At 51.1% G+C, this 12,487-nt stretch carries 17 protein-coding genes and 1 tRNA gene; 14 read left to right on the forward strand and 4 right to left on the reverse strand.

The window, feature by feature from the left end; genetic code table 11:
• Positions 1-20: 20 nt before the first annotated feature.
• Positions 21-602, reverse strand: coding sequence for an indolepyruvate oxidoreductase subunit beta (locus McpAg1_RS06040; RefSeq protein ID WP_338094400.1), 582 nt, complete (start codon positions 600-602; stop codon positions 21-23).
• Positions 599-2,386: an indolepyruvate ferredoxin oxidoreductase subunit alpha gene (gene iorA / locus McpAg1_RS06045; protein ID WP_338094401.1), complete on the reverse strand. Its 1,788-nt coding sequence runs from the start codon at positions 2,384-2,386 to the stop codon at positions 599-601. Before iorA ends, McpAg1_RS06040 begins: the two co-directional genes overlap by 4 nt.
• A gap of 185 nt (positions 2,387-2,571) precedes the next feature.
• Here iorA and McpAg1_RS06050 point away from each other — a divergent pair.
• Positions 2,572-2,645, forward strand: a tRNA-Ile gene (locus tag McpAg1_RS06050).
• Between the two features lie 33 nt (positions 2,646-2,678).
• Here the strand turns inward: McpAg1_RS06050 and McpAg1_RS06055 are convergent.
• Positions 2,679-3,218, reverse strand: coding sequence for a hypothetical protein (locus McpAg1_RS06055; protein WP_338094402.1), 540 nt, complete (start codon positions 3,216-3,218; stop codon positions 2,679-2,681).
• Between the two features lie 95 nt (positions 3,219-3,313).
• Here McpAg1_RS06055 and McpAg1_RS06060 point away from each other — a divergent pair, with 95 nt between their 5' ends.
• Positions 3,314-4,225, forward strand: a complete 912-nt coding sequence (locus tag McpAg1_RS06060) for an AEC family transporter (RefSeq protein WP_338094403.1) — start codon at positions 3,314-3,316, stop codon at positions 4,223-4,225.
• Positions 4,226-4,674: 449 nt separating this feature from the next.
• Here the strand turns inward: McpAg1_RS06060 and McpAg1_RS06065 are convergent, their stop codons facing one another.
• A complete protein-coding gene (locus tag McpAg1_RS06065) occupies positions 4,675-5,517 on the reverse strand; it encodes a F420-dependent methylenetetrahydromethanopterin dehydrogenase (protein ID WP_338094404.1) in 843 nt (280 codons plus the stop codon).
• 401 nt (positions 5,518-5,918) lie between these two features.
• Between McpAg1_RS06065 and McpAg1_RS06070 the strand changes: the two genes are divergently transcribed.
• The 12 genes from McpAg1_RS06070 (at position 5,919) to McpAg1_RS06120 (ending at position 12,479) form a co-directional block, all read left to right on the forward strand.
• Complete coding sequence (locus McpAg1_RS06070) at positions 5,919-6,323, forward strand: Tfx family DNA-binding protein (RefSeq protein WP_338094405.1); 405 nt, start codon at positions 5,919-5,921, stop codon at positions 6,321-6,323.
• Between the two features lie 610 nt (positions 6,324-6,933).
• Complete coding sequence (locus McpAg1_RS06075; protein ID WP_338094406.1) at positions 6,934-7,935, forward strand: 50S ribosomal protein L3; 1,002 nt, start codon at positions 6,934-6,936, stop codon at positions 7,933-7,935.
• Between the two features lie 8 nt (positions 7,936-7,943).
• Complete coding sequence (gene rpl4p, locus McpAg1_RS06080; protein WP_338094407.1) at positions 7,944-8,690, forward strand: 50S ribosomal protein L4; 747 nt, start codon at positions 7,944-7,946, stop codon at positions 8,688-8,690.
• Positions 8,691-8,692: 2 nt separating this feature from the next.
• Positions 8,693-8,941, forward strand: coding sequence for a 50S ribosomal protein L23 (locus tag McpAg1_RS06085; protein ID WP_338094408.1), 249 nt, complete (start codon positions 8,693-8,695; stop codon positions 8,939-8,941).
• Positions 8,942-8,952: 11 nt separating this feature from the next.
• Positions 8,953-9,663, forward strand: coding sequence for a 50S ribosomal protein L2 (locus McpAg1_RS06090; protein ID WP_338094409.1), 711 nt, complete (start codon positions 8,953-8,955; stop codon positions 9,661-9,663).
• Positions 9,664-9,669: 6 nt separating this feature from the next.
• Complete coding sequence (locus tag McpAg1_RS06095) at positions 9,670-10,080, forward strand: 30S ribosomal protein S19 (RefSeq protein WP_338094410.1); 411 nt, start codon at positions 9,670-9,672, stop codon at positions 10,078-10,080.
• Between the two features lie 5 nt (positions 10,081-10,085).
• Positions 10,086-10,559, forward strand: a complete 474-nt coding sequence (locus McpAg1_RS06100) for a 50S ribosomal protein L22 (RefSeq protein ID WP_338094411.1) — start codon at positions 10,086-10,088, stop codon at positions 10,557-10,559.
• Between the two features lie 2 nt (positions 10,560-10,561).
• The gene (locus tag McpAg1_RS06105; protein WP_338094412.1) at positions 10,562-11,263 is read left to right on the forward strand and encodes a 30S ribosomal protein S3; all 702 of its coding nucleotides are present in this window, start codon (positions 10,562-10,564) and stop codon (positions 11,261-11,263) included.
• Positions 11,264-11,266: 3 nt separating this feature from the next.
• Complete coding sequence (gene rpmC / locus McpAg1_RS06110; protein ID WP_338094413.1) at positions 11,267-11,467, forward strand: 50S ribosomal protein L29; 201 nt, start codon at positions 11,267-11,269, stop codon at positions 11,465-11,467.
• Between the two features lie 8 nt (positions 11,468-11,475).
• Entirely contained in the window at positions 11,476-11,748 is a 273-nt protein-coding gene (locus tag McpAg1_RS09615; protein WP_420847101.1) for a ribonuclease P protein component 1, read from the forward strand.
• Positions 11,749-11,757: 9 nt separating this feature from the next.
• On the forward strand, positions 11,758-12,084 hold the full coding sequence (locus McpAg1_RS06115; RefSeq protein ID WP_338094414.1) for a 30S ribosomal protein S17: 327 nt from the start codon (positions 11,758-11,760) through the stop codon (positions 12,082-12,084).
• Complete coding sequence (locus McpAg1_RS06120) at positions 12,081-12,479, forward strand: 50S ribosomal protein L14 (protein WP_338094415.1); 399 nt, start codon at positions 12,081-12,083, stop codon at positions 12,477-12,479. The genes McpAg1_RS06115 and McpAg1_RS06120 overlap by 4 nt, the downstream gene beginning before the upstream one ends.
• Positions 12,480-12,487: the final 8 nt, after the last annotated feature.

Raw genomic sequence — 12,487 nt, forward strand, 5'->3', positions numbered from 1 at the left:
ATTTCAAAAAGAAAAAAAGATCAGAGGGCCTCGCGGCCCAGAGCAAATGCCTGTTCATTGATCGCAATAGTTTTCTGCGGAACATTTCTCCGCACAGCCTCTTCAAGCGATGCAACCGAGAGCGGGAGCTCGTGTGAAGCTGCGCCAAGCAGAACAATGTTTGCCGCAAGCGGACTGCCGGCCTTTGCCGCGATATCTGTTGCATTCATCAGAACAACTTTGGCACTGCCTGACTTCAGCTCAACAGCGACATCATCAAGCTGCGGCACCGGAAGTTTTGCCGAAAACACCGAGGTTGGCACAATCATCTCGCGGTTGACGATCATTGTTCCGCCATCCTTCAGGAAGTGGCGGTAGCGGACCGCCTCAAGCATATCAAACGCGATCAGCAGATCAGCAGAGCCCGGAGCAATCAGAGAGCCGAACTTTCCATCGATGCGGATGTGCGTCTCAACAGACCCTCCGCGCTGCGACATGCCGTGCGTCTCTGCGCCGCGAACGTGACGGCCCTCGATCACACAGGCATCGCCGAGAACGTTCGAGGCAAGAATAGTTCCCTGCCCGCCGATACCAACGATCAGCACATCATAACTCTTCTTCATTGTCTCGCACCTCCACGGTGAATCGCCCCTGCAGGACAGATGTCAGCACACACGCCGCATCCGGTACATAATGCAGTCGTTACTGCCGCACCATTCTCATCGATCTCCAGAGCCGGACAGCCGTATCTGATGCATGCGCCGCACTTATTACAGCGTTCAGCGTCCACCACATATCTGCTGCGTTTTACGCCGTTGCGTTTGTTCATGATCACGCACGGCTGCTTGGCGATAATAACTTTCACGCCCGGTTTTTCCTTTGCAGCCTTCAGGGTCTCCAGCAGATCCGTCAGATCGTAAGGGTCAACCGACTCCACAAACGAAACTCCGCAGGCACGTGCCAGCTCTTCGAGTGAGATCTTCGGCGACTCAACGCCGGTTGCCGTCATCCCTGTGTTCGGGTTTGGCTGGTGCCCGGTCATTGCCGTGATCCGGTTGTCGAGAATGATGACCGTCTGGTTTGTGTTATTATACACTGCATTGATCAACCCGTTCACTCCGGTGTGCAGGAAAGTGGAGTCACCGATTGTGGAAACCACGTCCGTCTCCGGACATGAGTGGGCGATACCTGATCCGACCGTGATCGATGCTCCCATACAAATCGTTGTGTCAACCGCGCCCATCTGAAGTCCGAGCGTGTAACAGCCGATGTCGCTTGGGAACACGCCGTCTTTGAACACCTTCTTCATCGCGTAAAACACCGAGCGGTGCAGACATCCGGGGCAGAGAATCGGCGGCCGGACGGCGACAGCGGTCGGCTGTTTCTCAGGCGGGAACGGATCTTCTTTGAGGTAGCCTGCCTTCAAAAGAGCTTTTGCAACAAGTGCTGTTGAGAACTCTCCTTCGTGCGGCAGATAACCGTCGAGTTTTCCGTGAACTGTTACCGTTCCCGCAACCTGCCGGACCGCCTCCTCAACAACCGGCATCAGCTCTTCCACGACAAGAACTTCGGTGTGTTTTCCAACAACTTCAGCCAGCCAGTCAGCATCGATCGGGTATGCGCCGATCGTGATTAATGAAATATCTTCGGGGAGAATCTCTTCAACATATGCCGCAGAAATTCCTCCGGCAATCACCGCACGTTCTCCGCGAACGGTCGCCGAGTTGTAGCCTGCCTCAACAAGATATTTTGCAACCTCGGCCTGCTTCTTGGTGAGGATTGCATGAAGCGGGCGGGTGTGTGCCGGAATCACCACGTACTGTTTCGGGTCGCGGACAAACTCGCCTTTGCGTGGTGACGGAGTTTCTTCGCCGAGAGCTACGTCACTTTTTGAGTGGCAGATTCTGGTGGTGGGTCGAAACAGCACCGGCAGGGAAAACTTCTCTGAAATGTTCCAGGCAGCGGTCATCATGTCATGAGCCTGCTGAACATCCTTTGGATCCAGACACGGAATCTGGGCAAACTTTGCATACATCCGGGAGTCCTGTTCGTTCTGCGAACTGTGGGCGAACGGATCATCTGCTGACAGAACAACAAATCCGCCTTTCACGCCGGTATAGGCTGAGGTCATCAGAGGGTCTGCGGCGACGTTGAGGCCGACATGTTTCATGGTCACAATTGATCTGCATCCGCACCAGCTTGCACCGATCGCATTTTCAAAGGCAACTTTTTCGTTGACCGACCACTCAAGATAATACCAGGGATCCTTTACTCCACGGAGAGTGTCAACCACTTCGGAGGATGGCGTTCCCGGATATCCCGAGACAAAGTCCACTCCTGCTTCAAGGCATGCATGGGCAATTGCCGCGTTTCCGAGAAGATATTGTTTTTTTCTCTCTTCAGCCATGTATTCATCCTGCCAAATATATTATTCCTTAACTTTTGGCAGAACAAGCAGTTAAGCCTGTCCCCATTGGTGATGTTGTGTCTTTAATCATGCTCCGTGGACGGGGCAGAAATACTAACTCAAATCCGGCAATTCGGAATCTATTTATATGGACACGGCATATGTATTAGGGTAACACCCAATCGGGGCCCGTAGCATAGCTAGGTGGTGCGCCCGGCTGATAACCGGGAGGTCATGAGTTCGAATCTCATCGGGCCCACTGTTTTTTCTTTGTTTTCAAAAACGAAAAAAATTATGTCTGATTCTTTTTCTGAATGTATCCAAGCGTCAGATCAAGTGCAGCAATCACGTCCTCTTCTGCAAGCAGGTACTCTTTCATTGCCGAGTAGAGCATGTAGATGATATCGTAACCATAGAACTCCAGCGCATCCTCCGGTGTGAGCGCTGATGCATAGGTGTCGACGACGAATCCGTCGTTTGAAAACATCAGTTCGTAGAGATTTCCGTTTTCCGAGAGCACACAGAACTGCTGAATGACTTTTTTCTTGGGATCGTCCGGCCTCAGCGCGACAGGATCTTCACTCTTCCCGAGAATGATCATCTTTTCATCATAGTACTTCTGGTCATAGAGATCTCCTTTACTGTCCTGTTTTGCTTTGAGCAGGTACTCAGATCCTACCTCTTTTGCTATCGGCGCGACAGACTCTGTCATGCGCACAAGAAGGGCTGCGTTTTGTTTGATGATCTCTTCAGAGAGGCGCTCCTGTTCTGTTTTGGCTTCGCTGATCAGCGTCTGGAGCCGTTCAAATCCCTGTTCGACGATTTCGTCCATACCATATTATAGATCAGTTCGATAGTTTAACTATCGGTTCGGTTTCATATGTACAAAATACCTCGGGGATGTTGGTTGTGGATTATTTTATCGCCTTGAATCAGATATTAATCCTGTTCCTTCTGATCGGAGTCGGATTTTTCTGCAGGCGTGTCGGGATTTTAACGGAAACATCAGTCTCATCGCTTTCCAAATTTCTGCTGCATATCTGTATTCCGGCGATGATCATCTACTCGATGCAGATTCCGTTTACGAATGAGCTGCTGCAGAACGGCGAGCTGCTGATGGTTTCTGCGATCGGCTACTATGCGGTGTCACTCGTGATCGCCTGGTTTGCTCCGGTTATTCTTCGTGCGAAACATGAGGAGTATGGCGTGTTCCGGTTCATGCTGGTGTTTTCCAACTCGATGTTCATGGGATTTCCGGTCCTGTCGATGATCTTTGGTCCGCAGGCGATTTTTTACGCGGCAATATTTAACATTCCATTCACGATTCTTGCGTACTCGCTTGGCATCTGGCTTCTGACGGCACACGGCGGCGGACACGGCAGGCCGGTTTTTCAACCGAAGCTGCTTCTGAATGCTGCCTTCATCTCGACATTCGTCGGTCTTGCCCTGTTTCTGACGTCGACAACGATTCCTGATCCGATCAATGGATCTCTTGCTCTCCTTGACAGTGTGACCACTCCATTATCTCTGGTGGTTACCGGAGGTTTTCTTGCGCAGCTGGATCTCTCAAAGATCTTCGGTAATGTCAGGCAGTATTTTGTCGCGGGAGTTCGTCTGCTGATCCTTCCTGCTCTGATGTTTGCTATCTTTTCGCAGTTCATCACCAATCCTTTGATCCTTGGGGTGATTGTGGTGACCGCGGGAATGCCTGCTGCGACGAACACGGTGATGCTCGCATCCGAGCATCGTGTTCATCCTGATATTGCTGCTCAGGGTGTGTTCATCACTACACTGATTAGTGTGCTTACGCTGCCGCTGCTCGCGATGTTTCTGTCGTGAGAAATGTTTTTCATAGCTCCGCCCACGATTCGCATGGCTTCGTTGCTCCGCCCACGGAAAATCTGAAAACGCGGAGCTTCACAGAAAAAGATCACGGAGCAGACGTGAACAGCACGGAACTCTCATTCAAAATTATTTTTTCTGTACTTTCGTAAAATAATTTTCAGTTACTCTTTTGAAAAAACTCAACGAAATTTTTTCACTGTATTGTATTCAAAAATATTTTTTTTCTGTACTCTTCGCAAAATAATTTTTAGTTGCCTTGTTGAAAAAAATTCAACGAAATTCTATTTCCGTGTTGTTCACGTCTGCTCCGTGATGTTTTTTCCGTGCCCATTTCCGTGTACTCTGCGTGTTCCGTGGGCGGAGCTACGATAAACATCGCTTGCTAAATAAACGACTCGTGGACAACATCCACAAAAAAGAAAAAAAATATTTTTTCAGAATATTTACTCTGGCTTGCTGATCAGTGCGACCTTGGAAACGATCTCACCGGTCTTCTTGTGCGGCTTGCGGATGATGCTGTCGCCTGCCTTCTCGATCTCGCGTGCCTCATCACAGAGTGCTGCTGCAACGCGCATCATTTCGTGTGCGGAGGTGACGATTGGGACGTAGTCTGTCCACTCTTTGGTCATGAAGCAACCCTTAACATTGACGCCTGCAACGGACTGTGCAATCTCGTATGCTGCACGTGCCTTTGCCTGTGCGTAGGGGTTGGTAAACTCGCCCTTGGTGGAGTTGTCAGAGTTCAGGACAACCTTCGGGAGAACGAGCTCTGCGCCCTTCTTTCCTGCCTTAACCTGGTCGATGACTTTGTCGAGCTCCATCTGGAGCTTGCGGAATGCACCGGTCAGTGCAAGGACTTTGACAAGGTTGCCGTTGTAGTCTGCCATCTCTACTGGGTCGAGGAACTCACGGCGTGCACCAATCATGGCGTCTGCCTTGACGATGATGTATCCGAACTTGGATGCCTTGAGTGCGTCGAACTGTTCCTTCTTGGAGGTGACATCATCAGTGATGACGATTGTCGGGATACCTGCTGCTGCAAGGTCCTCACGTGCACCGGCCGGTCCCTCAAGGAGTCCGTTCGGGGAGACGACGATTGCAAAGTCCGGCTGCCATGCTTTCAGGTTGGTGACAACACGGTCAACATCTTCCTTCTGCAGTTTCGTTCCAGAGGTTGCCATGAAGGTCATCATGTCTTCACGGTCTGCACGCTCATCTAACAGAAGCTCTGCCATAACACCGGATGCGATGTTACCGAGCTTTGCAACTCCTACCTTAACTACCATATTTATTACACCTCTCATTTTCAATGAGAACATCAGATCATCGACGAGAACCAATATAAGGTTTGTGAATTGTTAATGCGGTTTTCAAAAATAAGGTGATACCTTGGTTTTTTGAAGAAAATGTCGATAAATTTCGGATAACGTCGGGTACGATAACTGATGATGAATCACAACAGCAAATGTTTTTTTCCTCATCTTTTTCGTTTGGGTAACTCTCCCATCTCAAAACCGGCCTCAACCATCATACATCTGTGCGCGTGTCTTCGCAGTATATCTGATCTGCACTTCTCCACCACGGAATTTTTTCTGCGGGCTGGTTTGTGAGTGAAAGTACACTACTCTGCGAAGGCAGAGTTCTTTAACCAAATATGTTTATAGTTAACAATCTTAAATTAATAACCATGAAGGATACTCTCCTTACCGATCGTCAGAAGGAAGTTATCAGATACCGCAAACAGGGTATGACCCAGCAGCAGATCGCCGATCGTCTCGGGACATCAAAAGCAAATATCTGTACTATAGAAAAATCTGCCAATGAAAACATCAGACGTGCAAAAGAAACCCTTGAGTTTTTGTACACTCTTGATGCTGCTGATCTCTGCATCCTTGCTGCCGGAACTGATCTTATGGAGGCCCCGCACCTGATCTTTCAGGCAGCTGCTCCTCTCAACATCAAAATTCGTTACGACAGCATTTCTCTCATCAACCGCATCAGCTCCTATATGCCTGAAAAGATCAAGGGCCGGCATGTACGCGAAGACATCCGGGTATACCTCAACACCGACGGCGATCTCTACTTCGGATAATCTTTTTTTTCAGCTTGCCCCACTATCTTTATAACTCTTCTCTACCAATAATAGAGGAGCCTTCATAGGCTGATATCAGCATAGCTGCTGTGTATCGTGGATATCCAGTTGGTTTGAAAACACGCAGATTCTGCGACTGTTTTCATTATCGTGTAACCCTTTCGCGGTGTTCCCGCAAAAGGATTAAGACCTCAATAGGTCTGATGAAACGCGCCGGGCGAACGTCGTTATGTACGAGCCCATTCTTTGTGAAAATCAAAGAGCGCGTGGACTGTCAGGTTCTCTTTCGTGAGACTTGGAAGCCGCAACTGTGCGGCGCGCACACTCAACCTGTGCGTTTTCGGGCATAAACCACAAGAACAGACAAGACGTTGTCGTTCATTGCGGATATCCTCAATTGGATCAATTGCTACCCGTCTTTCCGTCTTCTTAGCCCCTGTGTTATTTACACAGAGTGCGGAGACCGACACTTAGAATGTACGTCCCATGGTCGAAGGCGATAAATTTCGCAGGCCGATGGTGAAAGAACGGTTGTTTCATAATTGACAACCACAGCAGACGTCTTCGTCCCGCAAGGGCGCAAGACACAGTATTAAGGACTGATTAACACATGAGAACTGTGAGACCGCGTGCAGGTTCACTCGCATACTATCCTCGCAAGAGGGCCAAGAGTATTGTACCAAAGTACCAATCCTGGCCAGAGTATAACGGGCAGCCCACGCTTCAGGGCTTCGCCGGCTACAAAGCAGGCATGACCCACGTCATCATGATTGACGATCACAAGAAGAGCCCGACCGAAGGCAAAGAGATTATGGTCCCGGTGACCGTAATTGAGATTCCGGCAATGAAAGTTGCTGCAATCCGCGTCTACGTCAAAGACACCTACGGCAAGCACCCGCTTACCGAAGTCTGGTCTGAAGATGTTGCGGCTCTCTCCGGCAGAATCACCAAAGCAAAGGCACACAACGCCGCAGCTGCAACCGAGAAGATCAACGCCGCAATGGCAGACGTCGTCGAAGTTATGGTTCTGATGTACACCCAGCCGGACACTCTCACCGGCGTTCCAAAGAAGATTCCGGACTTAATGGAAATCCGTGTCGCAGGCGGCAGCTCCCAGGAGCGCTTCGACTACGCACTCTCCCTTCTTGGAACCAGCATTGACATGAACACCATTCTCTCCGAAGGTCAGTTCGCTGACATCACCGGAATCACCAAAGGAAAGGGATTCCAGGGAGCAGTCAAGAGATTCGGTATCTGTCTCAGAAAGAGAGCTCACTCCAGAGCCAAGAAGACCAGACACATCGGTACTCTTGGTCCATGGCACCCTCACCACGTCCGCTGGCAGGTTCCAATGCCCGGTCAGATGGGTTTCCAGCAGCGTACCGAGTTCAACAAGAGAGTCATTAAGATCGGCGAGAACCCGGACGAGATCAACCCGGCAGGAGGATTCCTCCACTACGGCCTTGTCCGCAACAACTACGTTCTGATCAAAGGCTCCATCCCGGGCCCGGCAAAACGCCTGATTCGTATCCGCCCCGCAACCCGTATGGGCGAGCAGACTATCCAGACTCCGGTTGTAGAATTTGTGAGTCTCCAGAGCAAGCAGGGGTGACCTGACCGATGAAAGCAAATGTAAAAGCAATTAACGGTTCTGTTCTCCACGAAATCGAGCTTCCGGTTGTCTTCTCCGAAGAATTCCGCCCGGACCTCATCAAGAGAGCTGTCCTCGCCTACCAGAGCGAACAGTACCAGCCGTACGGCGCAGACCCGTATGCAGGTATGAGAACCTCTGCCGAAGGCTGGGGTTCCAAGCGCGGCGAATCTAAGATTCCGCGTATCAAGAACGGATCCCGCGGTGCAAAAGTTCCGCAGACCAAAGGCGGTCACCCGGCACACGCACCAAAAGTTGAGAAGATCATCCTTGAGAAGATCAACAAGAAAGAGAAGGCAAAGGCCATCCGCTCTGCAATTGCAGCAACCGTAAACACCGAACTTGTCACCGCCCGCGGTCACAAATTCGAAGGCGATGCAGCAATTGTTGTTGAGGACGCATTTGAAACGCTCACCAAGACCGCAGAAGTCAAGAAGGCACTCATTGCCCTCGGACTCGGCGCAGACCTTGAGCGTGCAAAAGAGTCCCGTGCAATCCGTGCAGGACGCGGAAAGACCCGTGGACGCAAATACAAGCAGGCAAAGTCCGTCTTAATCGTCACGGTCGGTACTGAATTCACCGCAGGTGCAAACATTGCCGGTGTCGATGTAATGCCGGTCACTTCTCTGAACGCAAATGTTCTTGCCCCCGGAACCGATGCAGGCAGACTTACTGTCTGGACCGAAGCCGCTGTCAAGAAACTCGGGGAGGCATAATTATGACACTCGCACACCCGCTTGTAACAGAAAAGGCAATGGTTCTCCTGGAAAATTCCAACCAGCTTTCTTTCATCGTACGAAAGGACGCAACCAAGGCATCCGTCAAGGCAGCAATGGAGAAGAGCTTCGGCAAGAAGGTCGCATCCATCAGCACCATGATGACCACCAAGGGAGCCAAGAAGGCAATCATTACCTTCGAAGAGAAGAACGCTGCTGAAGAGATTCTCTCTCAGCTGGGTATTGTGTAAGGTGAGTCAACATGGGACACAGAATTAGTACACAGGCACGTGGAAAGGGAGGTTCAACCTACCGCGCCCCGTCGCACCAGTATAAGGCTGCGCTGAAACACTTCGGTTCCTTTACCGAAACTGTTACTGCAACCGTCATTGACATCGAACACGACCCGGCACGCCACACTCCGATTGCAGTTGTGAAAATCAACGGCAAGAAAGAGTACGCACTCATCACCGAAGGTGTGGGTATCGGCAAAGAGCTCGCATGGGGACCTGAAGCAAAGATCGAGAACGGTAACACCCTTCCGCTTGCATCAATCCCTACCGGTATGGCAGTCTGCAACATCGAGGCACGCCCCGGAGACGGCGGCAAGTTCGTTCGCGCAAGCGGCGTTCAGGCAATTGTCATCGGAAAGTCCGAAGGCAAAGTCGGTGTCAGAATGCCGTCCGGCAAACCGAAATGGTTCAATGAAAACTGTCTTGCAACCATCGGCCTTGTGGCAGGTGGAGGACGCGGTGACAAGCCGATCCTGAAAGCAGGTAAACAGTATCACAAGATGAAGACCTCGGCAACCCGCTGGCCACGCGTCCGTGGTGTCGCTATGAACGTTATCGACCACCCATTCGGTGGTGGAGGACACCAGCACCCGGGTAAGCCAAAGACTGTCGCACGCGGAACGCCGGCCGGTAAGAAAGTCGGACACGTCGCAGCACGCAGAACCGGATGCCGGAGGTGAACGTAAATGGCAAAGAAAACTACTAAGAGAATGCCAAAGCGGCGAGAGGAGTACACCTACCACGGCTACAACATCGAGCAGCTCAAGTCCATGTCCATGGAAGAGCTCCTGCCGATTATGCCGAGCAGTGCCCGCCGTAAGGTCCTTCGCGGTTTCACCCGCGAGGAAGAAGACGTTCGCAATAAGATTGTAACAGGTGAAGGCGTGAGAACTCACGTCCGTTCCATGATCATTCTGCCCGAGATGGTTGGCAAGAGTGTTGCCATCTACTCTGGTAAAGAGTTCGTCAATGTTGAGATTCCGGTTGAGGGAGTGTTCCACTACTTTGGTGAGTTCGCTCTGACCCGCAAGAAGGTCAGCCACGGAAGTGCCGGTATCGGTGCAACCCGGTCGAGTAAGTATGTCCCACTGAAGTGATTGTCATGGCAAGAACAGAATACAGTAACAAACTTACCGGCGACAACATCGCCCGTGCAAAGGCCAACGAGCTTGGATGCTCTCCGAAGCATGCAGTGGAAATTGCCCACCTTGTCCGCAACATGATGGCAGATGATGCAGTTGCATATCTGGAACAGGTTGTTGATCTCAAGAGAGCAGTACCGTTCCACCGCTACGCAAGAAACGTCGGCCACCAGAAGAGCTTAAACGGTAAGACCTTTGGCACCGCAGCCGGAAGATATCCGGTCAAGGCAGCCGCAGAGTACATCCGCTTAATCCGCTCCGCACAGAAGAACGCCGAGTACGCAGGTCTTGCTCCGGAAAAGATGGTCATCATCCATGCCGCAGCAAACAAAGGCCGGTGCATCAAGGCAATCTTCCCCCGTGCAATGGGCAGAGCCACTCCGAAACACAGAGACTCCGTGAACGTTGAGTTAATCCTCCGCGAGGTGCAGTAAGTATGACTATCGAGAAGAAGTTTGTCGCAGACGGCGTCCGCAAGGTCCGTGTTGAGCAATACCTCAACAAGGAACTCAAACGTGCCGGATACGGTGGAATGGACATCGTCCGCACTCCGATCGGAACCCAGGTCACGATCTTTGCTGAGAAGCCTGGTATCGTCATCGGTAAAGGCGGTAAACTGGTTCGCCAGATTACGTCTGACCTTACCTCAGTATACGGTATCGACTCTCCGCAGGTTGAAGTTCAGCAGGTTGCAAACCCGAACTTAAACGCCCAGATCATGGCCGAGCGCCTTGCAAATGCACTGGAACGCGGATGGTACTTCCGTAAGGCAGGTACCTCCGTCATCCGCCGTGTCATGGACTCGGGAGCACTTGGCTGCGAAGTTATCATCGCAGGTAAGCTCACCGGTGCCCGTGCACGTGTGCAGAAGTTCGTTGAAGGATACATCAAACACTCCGGTGAGCCGGCTGAGTCTGTGGTTGAGTCAGGATACGCAACCGCAGTCAAGAAGCTCGGTATCATTGGTGTTCAGGTCAAGATTGTCCCGCCGGGAGCAATCCTGCCGGATCACTTTGAGATCCGTCCGGATGCAAACCCTGCTCCGGCACAGATGGCCGAGGCTGATGTGTTTGAAGAGTTTGACGCAGAACTTGCAAGTGAGCCGGAAACCGAACCTGAGTTCCAGAAGGAGGCCTAAACTATGGCAATCTTCAGAGCAAAGGAAGTTGCCCAGTTCTCCGATGCTGAGCTTGTGGAAAACGAGCAGAAACTCAAGAACGAGTTAATTCAGCAGTACGGAAAAGTCAGCGCCGGTGGTGCACCGGAAAACCCCGGAAAGATCCGGGAAGTTCGCAGAACTATCGCACGTATTAAGACTGAACAGGCAAAGCGTCAGGCGTAAAACAGTCTATGATCACTCCACAATCTATCTGCAATCATGAACTGATTGGTTTGTATGCGGTTGTGGTGGGATCACGCAACAAAACACAGGAGGGAATGTGTGGTTTCATCGTCGATGAAACCAAAAACACATTCTCTCTTCAGACGGGGAATGGGATTAAGTGCTTGGAGAAACAATATATGTTACTCCGGGTAACCCTCCCGGATAGTGTTAATGTTGTAATAGACTGCTCATGCTTGTCTGTTTCTCCAACGCGGCGCGTTACAATGCGCGTAAGATGAGGGTTAAATATGGCAAAAAATATCGGCTTAAATGTTACAGCCCCTGAAAAGGACTGTAACGATGTAAACTGCCCATTCCACGGCAGCTTACCGGTGCGCGGCCAGGTGATTACCGGTAAGGTCGTGAGTGAGCGCATGCAGGGGACCGTTGTCGTTGAACGGAACTATCTCCACTTTGTCAAGAAATATGACAGATACGAGAAGCGCAGTTCCAAAATTCACGCACACATGGCTCCGTGCCTCGACGCCAGAATCGGCGACGAGGTTACCATTGCAGAGTGCAGACCATTGAACAAAACAACCTCCTATGTCGTTGTTGAGGTGACTCGGGCATGAAAGGATTAACATCCAAGATCCCGCGCGCACTTCAGACCGGCTCCAAGATGGTTTGTGCAGACAACACGGGCGCCCGTGTTGTACAGATTGTTTCCGTCTTCGGTTACCATGGTGTCAAAAACCGGCAGCCAAAGATGGGTATCGGCGACCTTGCGACAGTAACTGTCAAGAAGGGAACCCCCGATATGAAGAGAAAGCTTGTCAGAGCAGTTGTTGTCCGTCAGAAGAAGGAATTCCGCCGCCCGAACGGTCTGCGTGTTTCCTTTGAAGAGAACGCAATGATCCTCTTAAATGATAACGGTGACCCGCGCGGTACCGATATCAAAGGACCGGTCGCACGTGAAGTTGCAGAGCGGTTCCCGAAAGTCGGATCGATGGCAACGATCATTATCTAAGGTGAAAA

It is taken from the genome of Methanorbis furvi (assembly GCF_032714615.1).
GTDB classification, from domain to species: domain Archaea; phylum Halobacteriota; class Methanomicrobia; order Methanomicrobiales; family Methanocorpusculaceae; genus Methanocorpusculum; species Methanocorpusculum furvi.